The organism is Salmonella sp. SAL04214, from assembly GCF_046550615.1.
In the GTDB taxonomy this organism is placed as follows: Bacteria; Pseudomonadota; Gammaproteobacteria; order Enterobacterales; family Enterobacteriaceae; genus Salmonella; species Salmonella enterica.
Map to the genome: position 1 here is coordinate 185,493 of NZ_JBGDXT010000007.1, position 23,320 is coordinate 208,812.

The following is a 23,320-nucleotide window of genomic DNA, read 5'->3' on the forward strand; positions in this document are numbered from 1 at the left end:
ACTAAGGTGGATGTCGCGTCATGGAGAGGATTACAGTCACTCTCGGGGAACGTAGTTACCCGATCACCATCGCGGCTGGTTTGTTTAACGAACCAGCTTCATTCTTGCCGCTGAAATCAGGCGATCAGGTCATGTTAGTGACCAACGAAACCCTGGCGCCGCTTTATCTGGACAAGGTTCGCGGCTTACTCGAACGGGCGGGCGTTAACGTAGACAGCGTGATTCTTCCTGACGGCGAGCAGTATAAGAGCCTGACGGTGCTGGATACGGTGTTTACGGCGTTACTGAAAAAACCGCATGGTCGTGATACCACGCTGGTCGCGCTTGGCGGCGGCGTGATTGGCGATCTCACCGGTTTTGCGGCGGCCAGCTACCAGCGAGGCGTTCGTTTCATCCAGGTGCCAACTACCTTACTGTCGCAGGTTGATTCTTCCGTGGGCGGGAAGACCGCCGTCAACCATCCCCTTGGCAAAAACATGATTGGCGCGTTTTACCAACCCGCTTCTGTGGTTGTCGATCTTGATTGCCTGAAAACGCTTCCCGCACGCGAACTGGCATCGGGACTGGCAGAGGTGATCAAATACGGCATTATACTCGACGCGGACTTCTTTACCTGGCTTGAGGGTAATCTGGATGCGCTGTTGCGTCTGGACGGCCCGGCGATGGCGTACTGTATTCGTCGTTGTTGCGAGCTGAAAGCCGAAGTTGTTGCCGCCGACGAGCGTGAAGCGGGCTTACGTGCTTTACTGAATCTTGGGCATACCTTTGGCCACGCCATTGAAGCGGAAATGGGATATGGCAATTGGTTACATGGTGAAGCCGTTGCCGCAGGTATAGTGATGGCTGCGCGCGCATCCGAGCGTTTGGGGCAGTTCAGTTCTGCTGATACGCAGCGCATCATCGCTCTACTCGAACGGGCCGGGTTGCCAGTCAATGGCCCTTGCGAGATGTCCGCGCAGGACTATTTGCCGCACATGCTGCGAGATAAAAAAGTGTTAGCGGGGGAGCTGCGTTTAGTGCTTCCGCTGGCCATAGGGAAAAGTGAAGTGCGCGGCGGAGTGTCGCACGAAGTCGTTCTTAGCGCGATTGCTGACTGTCAGCAGGCGTAACAACAAGAAAGGTCAGACTGATATTGCGTAGATGTCAGTCTTTTAGCTTCAGGTTATGCGCAATGTCGTAAGCATTAACCTTTGAGTGGGGTGTTAAATGGATGAATTCAAACCAGAAGACGAGCTGAAACCCGATCCCAGCGATCGTCGTACTGGTCGTTCTCGTCAATCTTCAGAACGCGATAATGAGCCGCAGATCAACTTTGATGACGTTGATCTGGATGCCGACGATCGCCGTCCGACGCGTACGCGTAAAGCGCGTAGTGAAGAACCTGAAGTTGAAGAAGAGTACGAATCCGATGAAGACGATACGGTGGACGAAGAGCGTGTTGAACGCCGTCCACGTAAGCGTAAAAAAGCGGCCCATAAGCCAGCCTCTCGTCAGTACATGATGATGGGCGTTGGCGTGCTGGTGCTGCTGCTGTTGATTATCGGTATCGGCTCCGCGCTGAAAGCCCCCTCAACGTCTTCCAGCGAGCCGTCGGCCTCTGGCGAAAAGAGTATCGATCTTTCCGGTAACGCCGCCGATCAGGCGAATGCGACCCAGCCTGCGCCGGGCGCCACCTCCGCAGAACAAACCGCGGGCAATACGTCGCAGGATATTTCGTTGCCGCCGATTTCTTCAACGCCGACGCAGGGACAGTCGCCTGTGGTCGCTGACGGTCAGCAGCGCGTGGAAGTGCAGGGCGATCTGAATAATGCGCTGACGCAGAATCCAGAGCAGATGAACAATGTTGCGGTGAACTCTACGTTGCCGACAGAGCCTGCAACCGTCGCGCCAGTTCGCAATGGCAGCACGACGCGTCAGGCGGCGGTTAGCGAACCTACTGAGCGTCATACCACGCGTCCGGAACGTAAACAGGCCGTCATTGAACCTAAGAAACCGCAGACCACGGCGAAAACCACGACTGCGGAACCGAAGAAACCGGTCGCGCCAGTGAAACGCACGGAACCGGCAGCGCCGACCGCGACGCCGAAAGCGACCACCACGACGGCTGCACCGACAGCGACGGCAAGCGCTGCGCCGGTACAAACCGCGAAGCCAGCGCAAGCCTCGACGACGCCTGTCGCAGGCGGCGGGAAAAGCGCCGGCAACGTTGGCGCCTTAAAGAGCGCGCCATCCAGCCACTACACATTGCAGCTCAGTAGTTCTTCAAATTACGACAACCTGAACGGTTGGGCGAAGAAAGAGAACCTGAAAAATTATGTGGTATACGAGACGACGCGTAATGGACAACCGTGGTATGTGCTGGTAACGGGGATGTATGCTTCGAAAGAAGATGCTAAACGTGCGGTGTCCACCTTACCTGCCGATGTGCAGGCGAAAAACCCGTGGGCAAAACCGTTGCATCAGGTTCAGGCCGATCTGAAATAATCCAGGCTGTGTCCTGCAATTGCCTGTGAGTGTCGCTGACAGCTATTTTTGTTCAGGACAGGCGCGAGGGGCGCATTTGCTACCGTCAAATGCGCCGTAAAGCAACGCGGCACAGCCTAAAGCGCAGGATGCTGTCGGAGCTTTCTCCACAGCCGGAGAAGGTGTAATTAGTTAGTCAGCATGAAAAAAAATCGCGCTTTTTTGAAGTGGGCAGGGGGAAAATACCCTCTGCTTGATGATATCAAACGACATTTGCCAAAAGGCGAGTGCCTTGTCGAACCTTTTGTGGGTGCCGGATCGGTGTTTCTTAACACCGACTTTTCTCGTTATATCCTCGCCGATATCAACAGCGACCTTATTAGCCTCTATAACATCGTGAAGTTACGTACTGACGAGTATGTACAGGCTTCGCGCGAGCTGTTTATGCCTGAAACTAACCAGGCTGAGGTCTATTACCAACTCCGTGAGGAGTTCAACACCTGCCAGGACCCCTTTCGTCGGGCGGTACTGTTTTTATATCTGAATCGCTACGGTTATAACGGACTCTGTCGCTATAACTTGCGCGGGGAATTTAATGTACCGTTTGGTCGTTATAAAAGACCTTACTTCCCGGAAGCGGAGTTGTACCACTTTGCAGAAAAAGCGCAGAATGCGTTCTTTTACTGTGAGTCATACGCAGACAGTATGGCGCGTGCGGACAAGTCGTCGGTGGTCTATTGCGATCCGCCTTATGCGCCGTTGTCCGCCACGGCTAACTTCACAGCGTATCACACCAATAGTTTTAGCCTGACGCAACAAGCGCATCTGGCGGAAATCGCTGAGAATCTGGTCAGTAACCGGATACCGGTGCTCATTTCCAACCATGATACGGCGCTCACACGCGAGTGGTATCAACTCGCAAAATTGCATGTCGTCAAAGTTAGACGCAGTATAAGCAGCAACGGCGGCACACGTAAAAAGGTGGACGAACTGCTGGCTCTGTACCAACCAGGAGTCGCAACGCCTGCAAGAAAATAATTCTCAAGGAGAAGCGGATGAAACAGTATTTGATTGCCCCCTCAATTCTGTCGGCTGATTTTGCTCGCCTGGGTGAAGACACCGCCAAAGCGCTGGCTGCCGGTGCTGATGTTGTACACTTTGACGTCATGGATAATCACTATGTGCCGAACCTGACTATCGGCCCGATGGTGCTGAAATCCCTGCGTCAGTACGGTATTACCGCGCCAATTGATGTCCACCTGATGGTCAAGCCAGTCGACCGTATCGTGCCCGACTTTGCCACCGCTGGCGCGAGCATCATTACTTTTCACCCGGAAGCCTCCGAACATGTTGACCGCACGCTACAGTTGATTAAAGAACACGGCTGTAAAGCGGGGCTGGTATTCAACCCGGCAACGTCGCTCAGTTATCTCGATTACGTCATGGACAAACTGGATGTGATCCTGCTGATGTCCGTGAACCCAGGCTTCGGCGGCCAGTCTTTTATTCCGCAGACGCTGGATAAACTGCGCGAAGTGCGTCGCCGCATTGATGCGTCCGGTTACGACATTCGCCTGGAAGTGGACGGCGGCGTGAAGGTGAACAATATCGGCGAGATCGCCGCAGCAGGTGCGGACATGTTTGTTGCGGGGTCGGCAATTTTCGATAAGCCCGACTACAAAAAAGTGATTGATGAAATGCGCAGTGAGCTGGCAAAGGTAAGTCATGGATAAGTTGCAGAATATTCGGGGCGTCGCCTTTGATCTTGACGGCACGCTGGTGGATAGCGCGCCGGGTCTTGCCGCGGCGGTGGATATGGCGCTGTATGCGCTGGAACTGCCGGTCGCGGGCGAGGAGCGCGTGATTACCTGGATTGGTAACGGCGCAGACGTATTGATGGAACGCGCGCTGACCTGGGCTCGCGAGGAGCGCGCCACGCTGCGTAAGACGATGGGGAAACCGCCCGTTGATGAAGATATTCCTGCCGAGGAACAGGTACGCATTCTGCGTAAACTGTTCGACAGGTATTATGGCGAAGTGGCGGAAGAAGGCACTTTTTTATTTCCGCATGTCGCCGACACGCTGGGCGCGCTGCACGCCAGCGGATTGTCATTAGGTCTGGTGACGAATAAGCCGACGCCGTTCGTCGCGCCGTTGTTGGAATCGCTTGATATCGCCAAATACTTTAGTGTGGTTATCGGCGGCGATGATGTGCAAAATAAGAAGCCGCATCCGGAGCCGCTGTTGCTGGTGGCAAGCCGGCTGGGCATGATGCCGGAGCAGATGCTTTTTGTCGGCGATTCGCGTAATGATATTCAGGCTGCAAAAGCGGCGGGCTGCCCTTCGGTTGGCCTGACATACGGCTACAATTATGGCGAAGCGATCGCCCTTAGCGAGCCGGACGTCATTTATGACAGTTTTAACGATCTTTTGCCCGCACTTGGGCTTCCGCATAGCGATAACCAGGAAATAAAAAATGACTAAGCCCATCGTTTTTAGTGGCGCACAGCCCTCAGGTGAATTGACCATTGGCAACTATATGGGGGCATTGCGTCAGTGGGTAAACATGCAGGATGACTATCATTGCATCTACTGCATCGTAGACCAACATGCTATTACCGTGCGTCAGGACGCGCAGCAGCTACGTAAAGCGACGCTGGATACGCTGGCGCTGTACCTGGCATGTGGTATTGATCCTGAAAAGAGCACTATTTTCGTTCAGTCCCATGTGCCGGAACATGCGCAGCTTGGCTGGGCGCTGAACTGCTATACCTATTTCGGCGAGCTGAGCCGTATGACGCAGTTTAAAGATAAATCTGCGCGCTATGCGGAAAACATTAACGCCGGCCTGTTTGATTACCCGGTGCTGATGGCGGCAGACATCCTGTTGTACCAAACCAATCTGGTGCCGGTAGGCGAAGATCAGAAGCAGCATCTGGAACTGAGCCGCGATATCGCCCAGCGTTTCAACGGGCTGTATGGCGATATTTTCAAAGTACCGGAACCGTTTATTCCAAAATCCGGCGCGCGCGTGATGTCGCTGCTGGAGCCGACGAAGAAAATGTCCAAATCGGACGATAACCGTAATAACGTGATCGGCCTGCTGGAAGATCCGAAATCGGTAGTGAAGAAAATCAAACGTGCGGTCACTGACTCCGACGAGCCGCCGGTAGTGCGTTATGATGTGAAAGAGAAAGCGGGTGTCTCTAACCTGCTGGATATTCTTTCCGCCGTGACCGGTCAGAGCATTCCTGAACTGGAAAAACAGTTTGAAGGTAAAATGTATGGCCATTTGAAAGGCGAAGTGGCGGAGGCGGTTTCCGGAATGCTGTCTGAGTTGCAGGAGCGCTATCATCGTTTCCGCAACGACGAAGCGTTCTTGCAGAAGGTGATGAAAGACGGGGCGGAAAAAGCCAGCGCACGTGCGGCCGAAACGCTGAAAGCCGTTTACGAAGCCATTGGCTTTGTGGCGAAACCGTAAGGGTTATTGCTTGCCCGATGGCGCTGGCTTATCGGGCCTACAAACGAGCGTAGGTTGGACAAGGCATCTGCGCCGTACCGTTTATCAGACCTGTAAAAAAACCGGGAAAATCCCGGTTTTTTTGTATCTGCGCAGTCGTTTCTATTATTGATCGGCAGCCGGGCCGCAACCGCCAATAATTTTAGAAATAGAAATTGCAGGGTGCAGCAAATAATCGTAGCTGCAGTTATTTTTTTTGTTTTCGATATGACCAGTACAAGCAGTGAGCGTCGCCAGAACCCCTGCCACAACGGCAATTTTTACAAATTTAAACATTTCAAAATCCTTGTTGATAAAACGAGCACTACTGGTGGAATAAATATAAGATCTATTTAGCGTATAGTACGATAGCAATTAATGAATCATCCAGGTAGTCCAAATAAGGACTTTATCTTTACCAGGGGATATGATTTAAAAAGGCCGCTTAATAATAAGCGGCCTTTATTAGTGTTATATAATGTCGTTTATTTAACGAAATGTTTTCTTAACGTTAAGCATAAAGCCTTTATCGCTGATACCGTCTTCCTTCCACTGGTAGGCATCCAGATGTAGCGCGGTATCATTGCTGCTATATTTCACGCCGATGGTTGCCAGACCATTAACGCCGCCGCCTTTTTGACCGTCATCCACGCCGAACGATTGACCCGCCGCACCCTGTAATGACGCTGTACGCTGGCTCTTGCTGTAGCTCAGGTTCGGGCCGCCTTCCAGGGTAGCGGTAGCGCTCCAGCCGTCTTTCCCGGCGTAATCCAGCTTCAGGCCGACAATAGAGTCTACCGCCGTTTCGTTGCCAGAGTTCATGGACAGGTTAAAATCTCCGGCGCTGCGCTCTTTGTAGCCATCTTCCATGGTGTGACGGAATTTCACTCCGGCATACGGCGTGACTTTCAGCGTATCACTCATCATGGTGAAAGTTTTCGCCCCTTCACTGCGAAACTCAAGGTACTGCTGACGCATGTCGGAATCAGCAATTTTGTTGACATCGCCATAGGCGACAGAACGGCTGCTGTCGAGGTTATGCACGTCATAGCGCAGGCTGTTGTTCCACGCCAGACCTTCATCAAATGCCATGCTGTGCTTCAGGCCAAAGAACTGGCTGTAGCCGCCGGTCAGGCCGTTATCGCCTACGGTTTTCGAACCGTCGCCATCCAGACGCGCAATACCGTACTCCAGCGTCAGATTCTGGCTGGCGGTGAGATCCAACGTCTGGCGTAATGCCAGCATATCGTACTGGGTGTCGTTGCCCAGCTCCGCACGTGGGTCGCCTTTCGCTACGACGTTGAACGCCAGGCCATCTTTGATCTGCGGCGCGGCGTCGGCCAGCATGGTAAAGCGGTTGCTGAGTACACGCGCTTCACGGAATACCGTGGTGGCTTGAGCACCGCTCACCTGCTTGAGTGCGCTGTTCAGCTCGGCGGTAGTACCCACATTAAGGCTGGTGTACAGCTCGTTGTTGGTGTAACCGGCGTCCAGCGCCTGCGCCACGTCGCTTACCGAGCTGTCGGTCGCCACATCGGCATAGGCGTTTTTGGTCATGGTGACGTCAACGTTGCCGTCGGCATCCTGGCTACCCTGGGCGTTCCAGACTACGGAAGTGGACTGAATCGCGCCTGCGTCGGACAGGTTGCTGCCCTCAACCACGTTGTCAAAGCTGACGGTGGTGTCGGCGGTGCCTGCGGTGAACCCGGTGTTAATTTCCACACCGTTCATGCTGGCGTTGCTGACCTTAAGCTTACCGGCGCTGCCGTCGGCGTTAGTGCCAACCACGTAGCCGTTCAGGTTATTGGACGCGCCGCTGGTGGTGGAGCCGGAAGTCATGTTACCGTCAGGTTCAACCGGCGTTCCCGGCAACGTATAGTCGGCATAATGCGCCTCGTCGCTGTTGCCGTTATTACCGTTTGTCCCTTCGACGTTAACGCTGTCACCCTGTTTAATGAGGCCGGAACCCGTCACGTTATCGTCAATGACGACCGTACCGTTATTGACCACATGACCTGCGCCCGCCACGCTGAACGCGTAAGAGTTATTGGCGTGAATATTAATCGTGCCGTTGTTCTCAATAACCGCGTCGGCGGTGGCATTTTTATCCAGCGCCATCGCCACCATACCCGTGTCGGTGGTGCCTTCTGTACCCAGTTCAATGGTGCCGTTGTTGACCAGTTGCGCATTTTTGCCGCCATACATACCGTAAGCGTTATTACCGCTGATATTCATGGTGCCGTCGTTGACCGCCACGTAATTGCTGTTGGCAGAAAAATCTACCGCGCGGCCATTATCCGCATCGTAGTTGATAACGCCGTTTGACTGGTTCCAGAAGAACGCGTGTTGATCCGGCGCGCTGCTTGCGCCACCGGCCGCATAAGCCAGTGTCGCCGTGGTAGCATTGACCGTACCGTCATTGATGAATGTAGCGCCTGCGCCCCAATAGTTAATCGCCCCCTTATTGGAGGTTGCCGTAAGATCCATCGTCCCTGTGTTATACAGCGTTCCGTTATTCGGATTCAGGTGAATGGCATTTTTGTTGTTATCAAGGATCAGCGTGCCGGTATTAAAGAATTGTGCGTAATCGTTAATTTCCAGCATTGAGGCGTTGGTCGCGTCTGTTGCGGAGCCAAGCTGGAAGGTACCATCGTTGATGATGGCGCTATTCGCACCGGTGACTTTGGCGCCGGAGGTCATGGTGCCATCCGTGCCGTTAGTTAATACGCCGCCGGTCGTCAGGCTACGGCTGTCAATGGTGCCATTATTAACGATATCGCCGCCATTTTGCGTCAGTTTACCGCTTATGGTGCCATCATTGACAAGGTTACCGGATACCTTGGTATCGCTATTGATAACACCGCTGTCGTTGTTGGTCAGCGTGCCGCTATCCAGGACTGTGATTGGCTTGCCGCTGACCTCTCCGGCATTATTGACGTTCCCTGTCACCACGGCGTTATTTTCAAGCGTGGTGCTTGTTCCGGCATCGGCAATAGTTGCGCCATCCGTGTAAGGGATTGAAACGTCACCGTTTGTTGGATTGTACTCTTCACTGTTTTGGCAATCGTCGCCAAAGCAGACCTGGCCATAGTTAATAATCAGGCCACTGCCGTCGGTCAGGAAGGGCTGGCCGTAATCGGCATCAATATTGATGATGCCGCTGGTGTCATTGATGACGGTGCCGCCGCTGAGCGCCGCCATCCCGACCAACTCGTTTGCCTGGCCGGTAACGCCGTCATCGGCGGTCAGGGTGATTACGCCCTGGTTAATGGCGGTACCGCCGTTGAGCGCCATCATGCCGAACCCGGCGTTGTTAACGGTAATGGTGCCGGTGTTGATAGCGGTGGCGTCGCCATAACCGCCATCGGTGGAGCCCGCTACCATTGCGGAACTGGTGACATAAAGTTGCGGCGGCGCCCAGTAAGTTTTGTCGGTGATATGGTTTTCATCATCCAGCGTCGGGACTAAACCGTCCAGGTAAATATCCCCGGCATTGGACGCCGTGCCTTTACTGGCGGATACGCCATATACTCCTGCGCCCTGCAAATATATGTGGGCGCCGGCATCGTTACTCACCTCGCCGTAACCCTCCGCCAGCATGGCGTAAAGCGTGTTGTTGCGCCACGCAAGCGGGAATCCGAATGCGCCACCATCCACAACCGGAGTTAATGACGACACTACCGTGATGGTTCCTCCCGTTTCATTGTTGAACGTGGAGCCCTGGCCATTGGCGGCGGTGATTGCATTACGGTTATCCTCACCGGTTGTGGCATAGGCGGTAATATCGCCGCTGTTTCCTCCCTGTGCGCCGCTGTTCGCCAGCAACAAAGAGACCGCGCCATTATCCACGATCGTTCCCTGATTATTGATCGTGGAGCCCTGACCCGTGGCGGTTAAGAGCGCATTTTCCATGTAATAACCAGCAGGCAGAAGTGTGCTGTTGACATTAATCGTTGAGCTTTGGTCTAACGTTAAGTTGCCGCCGTTTTGCACATAGGCCAGCGTCACCGCGCCGCCGGTGACGCTGGTAATATCGAGCGTGGACTGACCGCTTAGTGTTACGCTGCTGTCGCCGTTGATATTTATGCCGACAACGGGCGATTCGATGCCATCAGCATCCTGGGTGTAGTTGATATTAATACCGCCAGTTAAGTCCACGGAATTACCATCACCCGTTACACTAAGGCCAACGGCATTCAGATATTGCCCGTCTACATTACTCATATCGCTGACGTTAATGTTGAGCGTGCCGGTGAGATCCACCTGATTATTGTCGCCGCTGACGGACATCCCCTGCAGGGTATCAGTGCTGCCAGCCATCACGCTGTCGTTGTCATAATCGCCGTTGACTGTGACGTTACCGACAATATCCAGCGTGTTGTTATCCCCCGTAATGTCGATACCCGTTGCGCCACGATAGACGCTATCGCTGTCTTCGACGGCGGTTACATTGATATCGCCATCCAGCGTAACCTGTGACATATCTCCGCTCACCTGCGTACCGGTGCCGTTAAGGCTGACGTCGATATCCCCTTTATTTTTGAAGGTATTTTTTTCGCCTGCGACCACAAAACCCACCGAGTCCGCATCACGCACGGTGGCGTTGCCGGTATTTTTTGCTTCATTTCCGGTGCCGTAGGTGATGATGCCCATCGCGCCGTCGGTGACCAGCAGATCGCCCGCCTGGGTCAGGCTGCCATTGTCGCCATTGATAACTACAGCGGCAGAGTCCGCGCCATCCACCGCGATATCGCCGGTATTGGTGATATGGGCGTCGTCGCCGTCAATACGCGTACCGACGGCGCCGCCAGAGATAGTTTGATTACCTTCGTTGATAACGAGCGCGTTGTCGCCATCGATATACAGCGCCGTGGCGTCTGCGCCGCTGACGGTGGTGCTCCCGGCGTTATCGATAACCACGTTGTCGCCGGTAATGTGGCCGCCGGTGCCGCCGTCGGTGATGGTCATATCACCGTCGTTGTTGACGCGGGCGTTATTGCCGTTAATGACGGTGCCGGTGGAGCCTGCGCCGCTGATGTCAGAGGTACCGGTATTCTTAATCGTGGCGTTGTCGCCGTCGATGATGATGGCGGTGCCGCCGCCGCTCACGGCAATGTCACCGGCGAAATTGGTGGTGGTGCCGTTGCCGGAAATCAGCGCGCCGGTGGCGTTGTCCACCGTTGAGTGGCCCGAAATGGTGTTGGTGGTGCCGTCACCGGAGATAACCATGCCGGTGGCGCTGTCGGTCACACTGGAGTCCCCGGTGAGCGTGTTGACGGTTCTATCGCCGGAAATAATCACGCCGGTGCGATCCTGGCCGCTGATATCCATGCCGCGATCGGATTTATGCGCCTGGTCATCGCCGCTGATAACGGTGGTTTTATCGTCGGCAATAATCAGATAGCCACGGCTGTCGTACTTCCAGTAGAGACCGTTTTCCTGGGTGCCTTCAATCACGGCGGCATTAGCGTCGGTCACGTCCCAGCCAGTGACGTTCAGCGTTTTGCCGTCCGCGGTGGTGAGCTGCCACTGGTTGTCCTGTTCTGAATAATTCCACACGGCACCCTCGAGAACGCTGCCGTTATCCAGTTTGAAGCTATCGAAGGTCAGGGTGTCTTTGCCTTTATCGATGGTGACGCCGTTGCTGAAGGTAATAACAGAGTCGTCTGGGGGCGTGTCGTCGTCATCGCCGCTATCGTCGGGCGGGGTTACATCGTCATCGCCGCTATCGTCAGGCGGAGTTACATCGTCATCGCCGCTATCGTCGGGCGGGGTTACATCGTCATCGCCGCTATCGTCAGGCGGGGTTACATCGTCATCGCCGCTATCGTCAGGCGGGGTCACATCGTCATCGCCGCTATCATCGGGTGGGGTTACATCGTCATCGCCGCTATCGTCGGGCGGGGTTACATCGTCATCGCCGCTATCATCGGGCGGGGTCACATCGTCATCGCCGCTATCGTCAGGCGGGGTTACATCGTCATCGCCGCTATCGTCGGGCGGGGTTACATCGTCATCGCCGCTATCATCAGGCGGGGTTACATCGTCATCGCCGCTATCGTCGGGCGGGGTTACATCGTCATCGCCGCTATCGTCGGGTGGGGTCACATCGTCATCGCCGCTATCATCGGGCGGGGTCACATCGTCATCGCCGCTATCATCGGGCGGGATCACATTGTCATCGCCGCCATCGTCGGGCGGGGTGACGTTGCCGCCATCGTCGGGCGGGGTGACGTTGCCGCCATCGTCGGGCGGGGTAACGTCGCCGCCATTATCGGGCGTAGGGGGGGTATAAGAATGATTAGAATCTCCGCCACCGTTATTTTCAACGCCAATAGCCACACCTGCGACCAGTGCAGCAACGCCGCCAGCAACCCAGCCCCAGTGATTATCATTTTCAGGTGTAGCAAGGCAGGTCGGTGAGAGTTTTGCGCGTTTTTCTTTAGGCAGGGAGGAGATATTACTGGGACATTCTTTTTCATCATCGTTATTTTCTGCGGCGATGGCCGGAATGTAATAACTTTGTAGCGTTAAAGCGATAGCGATAGAAATAAGTTTTTTCTTTTGCATAGGGTTCATCCTTAATTAATATTTTCCTTGCGTACTAAACATATGCAGAGAGCGATACAGGCAATGATGAAATGGCCAGAAGAAAAATTATGCTTTAGTGTTTATTTTATCACCCGATAACCAAGTCAGGTCAAATTGAGTGCTTAACGGTGTTATTTATTAGGTGAATGAATGATGGGTGAATTTGACGAATGAAAGGGTTTTTAGGCAAGATTATTACTATTTAAATTTGCCTGGTGTATTTAAAGTAAGTTTCTTAATTCACTTTTAAGTAAAAATAATTTGAGATTACGAGTAGTTGTAAAATAAAGCCCTGTTATTCAGGGCTTTATTTTAATTAATAATTAGAGAACCAATTTAATTTATCGCGTAAGCCAACGACCCGGCCAACGATAATCAGCGCCGGGCTTTCAACCTGTTGCGCTAATTCACCAAGCTGCGTCAGCACACCGTGGACGACGCGTTGCTTCACGGAGGTACCGTTTTCTACCAGCGCAACCGGCATATCGGCCTGCATACCGAATGCGATCAGTTTTTCCTGGATAGTCGCTGCCTGATTCAACCCCATGTAGAACACCAGCGTCTGTTTTTCTGCCGCCAGGTTTTCCCAGTCCAGCTCGCCGCCGGTTTTCAGGTGACCCGTGACCAGACGTACGCTCTGGGCGTAATCGCGATGGGTTAGCGGAATACCGGAGTAGGCGGAGCAGCCGGAAGCCGCGGTAATCCCCGGCACTACCGAGAAAGGAATACCGGCATGACACAGCGTTTCCAGCTCTTCGCCGCCGCGACCAAAGATAAAGGGATCGCCGCCTTTCAGGCGTACCACGCGTTTACCTTTTTGCGCTTCACGCAGCAGGATCTGGTTGATTTCCTCCTGTGGGACGCAGTGGTAACCTGCGCGTTTCCCCACAAAGACCCGATCGGCATCGCGGCGTACCAGGTTCATAATGTCGTCGGAGACGAGGCGATCGTAAACCACGATATCCGCCTGTTGGATTTGTTGTAACCCTTTCAGCGTCAGCAGTCCGGCATCACCCGGCCCGGCGCCGACCAGCACGACTTCGCCACGGTGATCCAGCGGTTCGCTAAACAGGCGTTCGGTTGTCGCGTTAACCGCTTTCTCATCGGCATTCGCCAGCGACTGCGCCAGCCGGTCATTGACGAAAAATTTTTCCCAGAAGCGACGACGTTCGCCCATCGTGGCAAACTGCTTTTTCACTCGGGCGCGGAGTTGTCCGGCATAGCGCGCGACCTGCCCCAGATGCTGCGGCAGCAGCGATTCCAGCTTCTCGCGCAGCAGACGCGCCAGCACCGGGGAAGTGCCGCCCGAGGAGACGGCGACCATCAGCGGCGAGCGGTCAATAATGGAGGGCATGATAAAGCTGGCGGCTTTCGGCGCATCCACCACGTTGCAAAAGATACGGCGTGACTCCGCCGCGTCGCTGACGCGCTGGTTGACGGTATCGTCGTCAGTGGCCGCGATCGCCAGCCAACACGAGTCGAGAAGCGTTTCGTCGAACGGTCCCTCAACCAGAGTCAACATGCCTTCATTTGCCCATACGGTGAACTGTGGAATGAAGGTTAGCGCATTGACCGTTAAACGTGCGCCTGCTTCCAGCAGTAACCGTGCTTTGCGTTCTGCGACATCGCCACCGCCGACGATCAGACAGTCGCGGTCGCGTAATTGACAAAATATAGGCAAATGGTCCACGACATTACCCCTTAATGGTTGGCTGTAACCTTAATTTGGTTGGTTTTTTGCGGAACAGGACGCTCCGATTTCGGCGTAGCATACCAATAACCCAATCCCATGAACACGACGCCGGACAAAGTATTACCCAGAGTGACCCATAACAGGTTGTGTCCGATTCCGGACAGGGTATAGGCGTCGCTGTGATGACCAAACCAGGAGAGGGCAAACAGCGTCATATTCGCGACGGAGTGCTCGTAGCCGGAAGCGATAAACGCCAGCAGACACCACCAGATAGCAAGAAATTTTGCCGTGCCTTCGGTGCGGATCGCCATCCAGATTGCCAGACAAACCAGCCAGTTACACAGCGCGCCTTTGAAGAACAGTACCGTGGCGGGCGCGGTGGTTTTTGCCAGCGCGACTGAGTGAACGATGCTGGTATCGACCGGCAACAAACTGCCGCCGCCCCAGCTGTAAAGCAGGGCGACAAAGACGGAACCGACCAGGTTGCCGAGCCAGGTTTGCGGCAGGATAGCCCACATTTGACCGTGGCTGATGGTGCCTGCTTTGACGCCTAGCGTCAGGAACATGGTGTGGCCGGTAAACAGTTCGGAACCGGCAATGATGACCAGCGTTAAGGCGATACCAAAGGTGGCTCCCATTACCAAAGGACGCACGGACGGGTCGAGCAGATTGCCGAGGGTGAAAATAAGAATGATGCCGAGACCGACATAAGTCCCGGCCATTGCCGAACTGACCCAGAAGCCGAGCGGATTATTCGCCGACAGGCGTGCGATGCGCGCAGCGTTAGCCGCACACTTATTGATAGTGTCTGTAAACATTTGATTATCCTTTTCTCACTTCATCCTTTGCACTGCCTCTTTGTTGGCTGCCCTCGCTCACCCCAGTCACATAGTGAACTATGCTCCTGGGGATTAATGAGGGACATCCTTGTCCCTCACCGAAGGCAGCCAGCGGCTGTTCAAATTCGTTCCTGACGAATTTGTTGCTCAGTTGCCGCCGCGATGCAGTACAAATGATTTTGTGATAACAATTAAAATGAAAAAAAATACAAAAAAGGGGAGGCGTTGCGCCTCCCAAAAATAATTAACCGCGCAACTGCACCACGCCGTCTTTTACCCGCGCATCGTAATGTTTCACAGAGAACTGCTCATCTTCCATGCACAGCCCGTCGCTTAAACGAAAGCGCTGCTTTTTCAACGGGCTGGCGACCCACAGTTCGCCCTGGTGTTCCGCAATCAGCCCACGAGACAGCACGCTGGCCTCAAAGAACGGGTCGATGTTGCTGATCGCAAACACCTGATCGCTATGGTAAGGACGGAAAATCGCCACCTGTTCGCCGCCTGACAGCGCGCAGACGCCGGTTCCCGGCAGGATGTCATCGATTTTGCAGATGTTTTGCCACTGACTCATGCGTTTTCCTCCACCAGAGTGACCGGGATACGTTCATACGGCGTGGCCGGTCGATGCTGTTCACGTTCTGGGACGACCTGGACATTTGGGTCGCGCTTGTCACTGTTGATAAAGTGCTTAAAGCGAACCTGTGCGGATGGGGTGTTAACGGTTTCTGTCCACTCGCAGACCACCGCTGCGCGCAGGCGCGCCATCTCTTCCTCCAGATGTTCGTTCAGGCCCAGCTTATCGTCGATGATGACCGATTTCAGATACTCGATGCCGCCTTCCAGGTTGTCTAACCACGGCGCGGTACGGGTCAGTTTGTCGGCAGTACGGATGTAGAACATCATAAAGCGGTCGAGATACTTGAGCAGCGTGTCGCGATCGAGATCGGCTGCCAGCAGATCCGCATGACGCGGTTTCATGCCGCCGTTACCGCAGACGTACAAGTTCCAGCCTTTCTCCGTGGCGATGATACCGACATCTTTACCCTGCGCTTCCGCACATTCACGGGTACAGCCGGAGACGCCGAATTTCATTTTGTGCGGGGTACGAATGCCTTTGTAGCGGTTTTCCAGCTCCACGCCGAAACCGACGCTGTCGCCCACGCCGTAGCGGCACCAGGTGCTGCCGACGCAGGTTTTCGCCATCCGCAGCGCTTTGGCGTACGCGTGACCGGTTTCGAAACCCGCTTCAATCAACTGACGCCAGATTTCCGGCAGATCGTCTTTTTGCGCGCCAAACAGACCGATACGCTGAGAACCGGTAATTTTGGTATAGAGGTTAAACTCGCGGGCGATACGACCCACGGCCACCAGACCTTCCGGGGTGATTTCGCCGCCCGCCGAGCGCGGGATCACCGAGTAAGTACCGTCTTTCTGGATATTCGCCAGGAAGTTATCGTTGGTATCCTGCAGCGGCGTGTGCTGCGGCTTGAGGATGTATTCGTTCCAGCACGACGCCAGCAGCGAACCGACGGTCGGCTTACACACTTCGCAGCCGTAGCCTTTACCGTGTTTCGCCAACAGTTCTTCAAAGGTTTTGATACCTTCCACGCGAATTAAGTGGAACAGTTCCTGACGAGAATAAGCAAAGTGCTCGCACAGGTTGTTGTTGACTTCAATACCCTGTTTCGCCAGTTCGGCGTTCAGTACCTGCGTCACCAGCGGGATGCAGCCGCCGCAGCCGGTTCCGGCTTTGGTTTCCGCTTTCAGCGCCGCCACGGTATGGCATCCTTTATTGATAGCGGCGATCAGATCGCCTTTAGTCACATCGAAGCAGGAGCAGATCTGCGCGCTGTCCGGCAGTTTATCCACGCCGATAGCGGGTTTACCACTGCCCGCGTGCGACGGCAGGATCAGCGAATCCGGGTTTTCCGGCAGTTCGATGGCGTTCAGTACCAGTTGCAGCAAATTGCCGTAATCGCTGGTGTCGCCGACCAGTACTGCGCCGAGCAGCGTTTTGTTATCTTCGCTGACAATTAGACGTTTGTAGACTTCTTTGCTTTCATCGAGGTAAACGTAACTACGCGCGCCCGGCGTGCGGCCATGCGCGTCGCCGATGCCGCCGACGTCCACGCCCAGCAGCTTCAGCTTGGCGCTGAGATCCGCCCCTTCAAAGGCGTTTTCACTGCCGAGGATGTGGTCAACGGCGACCTGGGCCATTTTATAGCCTGGTGCGACCAGACCGTAAACGCGGTTGTTCCAACTGGCGCACTCGCCGATAGCGTAGATATCCGGGTCGGACGTCTGGCAGGTGTCGTTAATCACGATCCCGCCGCGCTGCGCGACGGCCAGACCGCACTGGGTAGCCAGCTTGTCGCGTGGGCGAATACCGGTAGAGAAGACGATGAAATCGACTTCCAGCTCGCTGCCGTCGGCAAAACGCATAGTCTTACGCGCTTCGTTACCCTGCTGAACAATCTCTTGCGTGTTTTTACTGGTGTGTACACGCACGCCCATGCTTTCGATCTTGCGACGTAGCTGCTCGCCGCCCATCTGATCGAGCTGTTCCGCCATCAGCATTGGCGCAAATTCAATGACGTGCGTTTCCACGCCGAGGTTTTTCAGCGCGCCAGCGGCTTCCAGCCCCAGCAGACCGCCGCCGACCACCGCCCCGCGCTTGCTGCGACGGGCGCAGGCTTCGATAGCGTTGAGGTCTTCAATGGTACGGTAAACGAAGCAATCCTGGGTTTCGGAGCCTTTAATCGGCGGAATCCACGGATATGAACCGGTCGCCATGATCAGCTTGTCATAATAAACGGTACGACCCGCGCTGGAGTGAATCACTTTCTCCTGACGGTTAATGGTAATTGCGCGTTCGCCAACCAGTACCTTCACGCCGTGCTTCTCGTAAAATCCTTCACGCACCAGAGAGAGCTCTTCCGCGGTGTGGTGAGAGAAGTAGGATGACAGGTGGACACGGTCATAGGCTTTACGGGGTTCTTCACAGAACACGGTAATGTCGAACAGGCTAGCGTCGGATTTATCAAGGAGATCCTCAATAAAGCGGTGGCCGACCATACCATTACCGATAATAGCGAGTCTGACTTTGCTCATTTTTGCCTCGATTTCTTTTCTATTACCGCCTACCTTAACGATTCAGCAACCCCGCTTATTGATGTAAATCAAATTCACCTTTATATACCTCTTAATGGGTATATGGCTGATTTGTCTGGATTTTTATAAGTGGCGGAATTGTCAGGCTTTTCAGGTTTGTACAAATAACATACAAAATGAGGGGTTTTTAGACCAACAGGCCTACCTCGTCAGGAGGGGGATAGAGTGCCGGAGAGCGACGTCGCCTTATCCGGCCTACCAACAGCTTACGCTGTAGGCCGGATAAGACGCATCGCGTCGCCATCCGGCAAGGATTATCAATGCGTAGCCGGCGCGCTATGCTGACGATGACGGGATACAAAGCCGAGCGCAAAGCACATCACAAAGACCACCGCATACAGACCATTCGCGGTGAGTAACGCCGCCTGTGGACCGCTGTGCGCCACAATCGGGCCGGTGACGACGAAGGTCAGCATCGTTCCGATAGTGCCGCAGGTCAGAATAAAGTTAACCAGCTTAGGCGAGGCCACTTTCGTTTGCTGCGATCCCAGCGTAATGATAGAGGTATAAATGGCGCTGGAGAAGAAGCCCAGCGTCAGAATAAACCACGGCATATGCGCCTGCGTGCCGGTAATAAACAGATACATCAGTACCGCCGCCATACCCGCCAGTACGGTCAGAATGCGTTGCAGATCGAAAAAGCGCAGGATAAAGCTGAACGCCCACATGCCAAACATATAGGACATCCAGAAATCACTCACCAGCGCCCCGGCGTCATTCAGGCTCATGCCGAGGCCTTTGGCGTATTCCGGCACCCAGGAGATAAAGCCCAATTGACCGAGGATATAGCACAGCGCGGCGACGGCGAGAAACAGTACGCCAATGCCCCATTTTTCTTTGACGACAGGCGCCTGAGAGTGCTGCGCATGTTTACCCAGCGCCGGAAATTCACAGCCGAAGGTCAGGATGAAAATCGCCAGGTAGACCAGGCCGATGCAGGCGTAGACCCAGTACCACTCAATACTACGCGCCAGCAGGAAGGCGGCGACCATAGGGAAAATCATCCCCGCCATGCTGAAGAAGGAGTCGGTAAACAGCAGTCGGGAACCGCGCTGACGCCCTTCATACAGTTGCGTAATCAGGAAGGTGCCAATCGACATGGTGATCCCGCTGACCAGCCCCAGCACAAACATCGCCGCTGAGAACAACGCCAGGCTGTGGCTGAACATCAGCCCGGCCACCGCCAGCACCATCAGGATAAAACCAAAGCGTAGCTGTGTTTTCAGCGGGATGATTTCCATCAACCACGCATTGAGGAAGATCGAGATCAAAATCCCGGCGTTCAGGAAAGTAAAGGTGTTACTCATGCTGGAAACGGGCAGCTGAAAATAGTCTGCGATATTTCCCATCACCATCCCGGTGACAATCACCAGCGCCCCGGTCAGGGCGTAGGAAAGAAAGCTGATCCATGTGAGCTTGATGCGGTTGCTGTTAGTCATGTCTGGCCTTGAAGAGAAGTGAAGCGCGTGGAGGGCGCGTTAAGCGGGCAGATTTTAGGCGCTTTTGTGATGCATTTAAATAATTATTAGTGATAGTAATGTTCATTGCATTTTTTAATGTGATGTTTGTCACATCATATTGCAAGAATACGGCGTTGCGTCGTAACGTTACATTTGTTTCATATACGTAAAATTAGGTAAAGGGCTGGCCTGGCCCAGGAAGGCTCTTTAAAATCATTCCACTTGCTTTATTTCTGCTCTCTTTAAGGAAATCTCATGCTCAAATCGACTCTGGCGGCTGTCGCAGCTGTTTTCGCTCTTTCTGCTCTTTCTCCCGCAGCGTTGGCAGCAAAAGGCGATCCTCATGTGCTGTTAACCACCTCCGCCGGGAATATTGAGCTGGAGCTGAACAGCCAGAAAGCGCCGGTTTCTGTGAAAAACTTTGTCGATTACGTCAACAGTGGTTTCTATAACAACACTACGTTTCACCGCGTTATTCCTGGCTTTATGATTCAGGGCGGTGGTTTTAACGAGCAGATGCAGCAGAAGAAACCGAATCCGCCGATTAAGAATGAAGCCGACAACGGTCTGCGTAATACTCGCGGCACGATCGCGATGGCGCGCACCGCAGATAAAGACAGCGCCACCAGCCAGTTCTTTATTAACGTCGCGGATAACGCTTTTCTCGACCACGGCCAGCGCGACTTTGGCTATGCGGTATTTGGTAAAGTGGTAAAAGGTATGGATGTCGCCGATAAAATCTCACAGGTACCGACGCACGATGTCGGGCCTTATCAGAATGTGCCGACAAAACCAGTCGTTATCCTTTCCGCGAAAGTCCTGCCATAAAACATGCCTGCGCGGGCGCGAGCCGCCCGCGTTTTCTCCCTGTCTCAGCGTAACCTGAAATTGCTGCTTATACTTGTGGTCAAGCACAGACATATTCAGGGAGGCCCGGTGAAGAAACTTACCGATAAACAAAAGTCACGCTTTTGGGAACAGCGGCGCAACGTTAACTTCCAGCAAAGCCGCCGTCTCGAAGGTATTGAGATCCCCTTAGTAACTCTGACCGCCGATGAAGCGCTGGCACGTCTTGACGAGCTTCGGAGGCACTATGAGCGATAAATTTGGCGAAGGGCGCGATCCGTACCTCTATCCGGGGCTGAATGTGATGCGTAATCGGCTGGGGATTCATCAGGCCCAGCGACTGGCGCAAGCGGCATATGAAATGACCGCGCTCCGCGCCGCCACGATTGAACTGGGGCCGCTGATACGCGGCTTGCCTCATCTGTGCGCGATTCATCGCCAGCTCTATCAGGATATTTTCGACTGGGCAGGACAACTGCGGGAGGTCGATATTTACCAGGGCGATACCCGTTTCTGCCACTTTGCCTATATCGAAAAAGAGGGCAACGCTCTGATGCAGGATCTGGAAGAAGAGGGCTATCTGGTCGGTCTGGCGCACGAGAAGTTTGTCGAGCGGCTGGCACATTACTACTGTGAAATTAACGTGCTTCATCCGTTTCGTTTGGGGAGCGGGCTGGCGCAGCGCATCTTCTTTGAACAGCTGGCGCTACATGCAGGCTACGCGCTGAGTTGGCAAGGTATTGCGGTTGAAACATGGAAGCAGGCGAACCAGAGCGGCGCGATGGGCGATCTCTCCGCTTTGCAGGCGATTTTTCAGAAAGCGATAAGCGAAGCTCGCGAAACTGAGTAAAATAGTGCGGTTCTACTCACCCGGAGCCGCCATGATCCTGCTTATCGATAACTATGATTCCTTTACCTGGAACCTCTACCAGTATTTTTGTGAACTGGGCGCGGAAGTGCAGGTCCGGCGCAATGATGCGCTGACGCTGGCGCACATTGACGCTTTGAACCCGCAAAAAATCGTTATCTCTCCTGGCCCCTGTACGCCGAATGACGCTGGCATTTCACTGGCGGTCATCCGCCATTATGCCGGACGTATTCCGATGCTGGGCGTTTGCCTGGGTCATCAGGCGATGGCGCAGGCCTTTGGCGCGTCGGTGGTGCGGGCAGCGAAAGTGATGCACGGTAAAACGTCACCTGTTACGCATAATGGACAGGGCGTGTTTCGGGGATTGCCCAGCCCGTTAACCGTGACACGTTACCACTCGCTGATTGTCGACCCTGCCACGTTGCCAGAGTGTTTTGAGATCACCGCCTGGAGCGAAACGCAGGAGATTATGGGCATTCGCCACCGCGAGTGGGATCTGGAAGGCGTGCAGTTCCACCCGGAAAGTATTCTCAGCGAACAAGGACACGCTCTGCTGAAAAATTTCCTCCGGCGTTGATTTGTGGTTGCTATTGAGTGATTTTTTATTCATATTTTGTGATTATAATTTCACTGGCATTTCTACTTAACCGGGTGGTAATGATATGGCAACTGAACAAACGGCTATTACGCGCGCAACTTTTGATGAGGTAATTCTGCCTGTTTATGCACCGGCGGACTTTATTCCGGTCAAAGGTAAAGGCAGCCGCGTATGGGATCAGCAGGGCAAAGAGTATATCGATTTCGCCGGCGGGATTGCAGTGACTGCGCTGGGCCATTGCCATCCGGCACTGGTCGAGGCGCTGAAATCCCAGGGGGAAACCTTGTGGCATACCAGTAACGTTTTTACCAATGAACCGGCGTTGCGTCTGGGACGTAAACTGATCGACGCCACGTTTGCCGAGCGCGTGCTGTTTATGAATTCCGGCACCGAAGCGAACGAAACCGCTTTTAAACTGGCGCGTCATTATGCCTGCGTGCGCCATAGCCCGTTCAAAACGAAAATCATTGCCTTCCATAACGCCTTTCATGGCCGTTCCTTGTTTACCGTCTCTGTAGGCGGGCAGCCGAAATATTCCGACGGCTTTGGACCGAAACCCGCCGATATTATTCACGTTCCCTTCAACGATCTTCATGCGGTGAAAGCGGTAATGGATGACCACACCTGCGCGGTGGTGGTCGAGCCGATTCAGGGTGAAGGCGGCGTGCAGGCGGCTACACCGGAATTCCTCAAAGGGTTACGCGACCTGTGTGACGAGCATCAGGCGTTGCTGGTGTTTGATGAAGTACAGTGCGGGATGGGGCGCACCGGAGACCTGTTTGCCTATATGCACTACGGCGTCACGCCGGATATCCTCACCAGCGCCAAAGCGTTAGGCGGCGGTTTTCCGGTGAGCGCCATGCTGACCACGCAGGAAATAGCCTCGGCCTTCCATGTCGGTTCGCATGGTTCAACCTATGGCGGTAATCCGCTGGCCTGTGCGGTGGCTGGCGCGGCATTCGATATTATTAATACGCCAGAAGTACTACAAGGCATTCACACTAAGCGGCAACAGTTTGTGCAACATTTGCAGGCGATTGACGAGCAATTTGACATTTTCAGCGATATTCGCGGCATGGGGCTGCTGATTGGCGCGGAACTGAAGCCGAAGTATAAAGGTCGGGCGCGCGATTTTCTGTACGCAGGCGCGGAGGCCGGCGTGATGGTGCTCAATGCCGGAGCCGACGTGATGCGTTTTGCCCCGTCGCTGGTGGTGGAAGAGGCGGATATCAATGAAGGAATGCAGCGCTTTGCGCAGGCGGTAGGGAAGGTGGTGGCCTGATGGCGGATTG

The 23,320-nt window shown here is 54.3% G+C and carries 18 protein-coding genes; 11 read left to right on the plus strand and 7 right to left on the minus strand.

Going from position 1 to position 23,320, the window contains the following annotated elements; all coding sequences use genetic code 11:
* Positions 1 to 20 precede the first annotated feature (20 nt).
* The 6 genes from aroB to trpS all read left to right on the plus strand — a co-directional run bounded on the left by aroB (position 21) and on the right by trpS (position 5,944).
* A complete protein-coding gene (gene aroB / locus ACLJQD_RS13965; protein ID WP_017441585.1) occupies positions 21 to 1,109 on the plus strand; it encodes a 3-dehydroquinate synthase in 1,089 nt (362 codons plus the stop codon).
* Positions 1,110 to 1,206: 97 nt separating this feature from the next.
* Positions 1,207 to 2,484 (plus strand): cell division protein DamX, encoded by a 1,278-nt coding sequence (gene damX / locus ACLJQD_RS13970; RefSeq protein ID WP_017441584.1) that lies wholly within the window; start codon positions 1,207 to 1,209, stop codon positions 2,482 to 2,484.
* 180 nt (positions 2,485 to 2,664) lie between these two features.
* A complete protein-coding gene (gene dam / locus ACLJQD_RS13975; protein WP_000742132.1) occupies positions 2,665 to 3,501 on the plus strand; it encodes an adenine-specific DNA-methyltransferase in 837 nt (278 codons plus the stop codon).
* 17 nt (positions 3,502 to 3,518) lie between these two features.
* On the plus strand, positions 3,519 to 4,196 hold the full coding sequence (gene rpe, locus ACLJQD_RS13980) for a ribulose-phosphate 3-epimerase (protein ID WP_017441583.1): 678 nt from the start codon (positions 3,519 to 3,521) through the stop codon (positions 4,194 to 4,196).
* Positions 4,189 to 4,947 (plus strand): phosphoglycolate phosphatase, encoded by a 759-nt coding sequence (gph, locus tag ACLJQD_RS13985; RefSeq protein WP_000359652.1) that lies wholly within the window; start codon positions 4,189 to 4,191, stop codon positions 4,945 to 4,947. The genes rpe and gph overlap by 8 nt, the downstream gene beginning before the upstream one ends.
* Complete coding sequence (trpS, locus tag ACLJQD_RS13990) at positions 4,940 to 5,944, plus strand: tryptophan--tRNA ligase (protein WP_000165562.1); 1,005 nt, start codon at positions 4,940 to 4,942, stop codon at positions 5,942 to 5,944. The genes gph and trpS overlap by 8 nt, the downstream gene beginning before the upstream one ends.
* Positions 5,945 to 6,088: 144 nt before the next feature.
* Here the strand turns inward: trpS and ACLJQD_RS13995 are convergent, their stop codons facing one another.
* The 7 genes from ACLJQD_RS13995 to tsgA all read right to left on the minus strand — a co-directional run bounded on the left by ACLJQD_RS13995 (position 6,089) and on the right by tsgA (position 19,695).
* Entirely contained in the window at positions 6,089 to 6,259 is a 171-nt protein-coding gene (locus ACLJQD_RS13995) for a YhfL family protein (protein WP_000472323.1), read from the minus strand.
* A gap of 192 nt (positions 6,260 to 6,451) precedes the next feature.
* Positions 6,452 to 12,541 carry an autotransporter adhesin BigA gene (locus tag ACLJQD_RS14000; RefSeq protein WP_410967617.1) on the minus strand — a complete coding sequence of 2,030 codons (6,090 nt, stop codon included), beginning with the start codon at positions 12,539 to 12,541 and terminating at the stop codon, positions 6,452 to 6,454.
* A gap of 328 nt (positions 12,542 to 12,869) precedes the next feature.
* On the minus strand, positions 12,870 to 14,243 hold the full coding sequence (gene cysG / locus ACLJQD_RS14005; protein WP_000349897.1) for a siroheme synthase CysG: 1,374 nt from the start codon (positions 14,241 to 14,243) through the stop codon (positions 12,870 to 12,872).
* Positions 14,244 to 14,254: 11 nt separating this feature from the next.
* Entirely contained in the window at positions 14,255 to 15,064 is an 810-nt protein-coding gene (gene nirC / locus ACLJQD_RS14010) for a nitrite transporter NirC (protein WP_017442185.1), read from the minus strand.
* Between the two features lie 265 nt (positions 15,065 to 15,329).
* Positions 15,330 to 15,656, minus strand: coding sequence for a nitrite reductase small subunit NirD (gene nirD / locus ACLJQD_RS14015; RefSeq protein ID WP_000084814.1), 327 nt, complete (start codon positions 15,654 to 15,656; stop codon positions 15,330 to 15,332).
* Positions 15,653 to 18,196, minus strand: a complete 2,544-nt coding sequence (nirB, locus tag ACLJQD_RS14020; RefSeq protein ID WP_017442186.1) for an NADPH-nitrite reductase large subunit — start codon at positions 18,194 to 18,196, stop codon at positions 15,653 to 15,655. Before nirB ends, nirD begins: the two co-directional genes overlap by 4 nt.
* A 317-nt stretch (positions 18,197 to 18,513) precedes the next feature.
* Positions 18,514 to 19,695 carry an MFS transporter TsgA gene (tsgA, locus tag ACLJQD_RS14025; protein ID WP_000185267.1) on the minus strand — a complete coding sequence of 394 codons (1,182 nt, stop codon included), beginning with the start codon at positions 19,693 to 19,695 and terminating at the stop codon, positions 18,514 to 18,516.
* 276 nt (positions 19,696 to 19,971) lie between these two features.
* Between tsgA and ppiA the strand changes: the two genes are divergently transcribed.
* The 5 genes from ppiA (at position 19,972) to ACLJQD_RS14050 (ending at position 23,310) form a co-directional block, all read left to right on the plus strand.
* Complete coding sequence (gene ppiA, locus ACLJQD_RS14030; protein ID WP_000920478.1) at positions 19,972 to 20,544, plus strand: peptidylprolyl isomerase A; 573 nt, start codon at positions 19,972 to 19,974, stop codon at positions 20,542 to 20,544.
* A gap of 108 nt (positions 20,545 to 20,652) precedes the next feature.
* Positions 20,653 to 20,820, plus strand: a complete 168-nt coding sequence (locus ACLJQD_RS14035; protein ID WP_001519136.1) for a YhfG family protein — start codon at positions 20,653 to 20,655, stop codon at positions 20,818 to 20,820.
* A complete protein-coding gene (locus ACLJQD_RS14040; protein ID WP_001280665.1) occupies positions 20,810 to 21,412 on the plus strand; it encodes a putative adenosine monophosphate-protein transferase Fic in 603 nt (200 codons plus the stop codon). The genes ACLJQD_RS14035 and ACLJQD_RS14040 overlap by 11 nt, the downstream gene beginning before the upstream one ends.
* A gap of 31 nt (positions 21,413 to 21,443) precedes the next feature.
* The gene (pabA, locus tag ACLJQD_RS14045) at positions 21,444 to 22,007 is read left to right on the plus strand and encodes an aminodeoxychorismate synthase component 2 (protein ID WP_000601880.1); all 564 of its coding nucleotides are present in this window, start codon (positions 21,444 to 21,446) and stop codon (positions 22,005 to 22,007) included.
* A gap of 85 nt (positions 22,008 to 22,092) precedes the next feature.
* The gene (locus ACLJQD_RS14050) at positions 22,093 to 23,310 is read left to right on the plus strand and encodes an aspartate aminotransferase family protein (RefSeq protein ID WP_000190024.1); all 1,218 of its coding nucleotides are present in this window, start codon (positions 22,093 to 22,095) and stop codon (positions 23,308 to 23,310) included.
* The last annotated feature ends 10 nt before the right edge of the window (positions 23,311 to 23,320 follow it).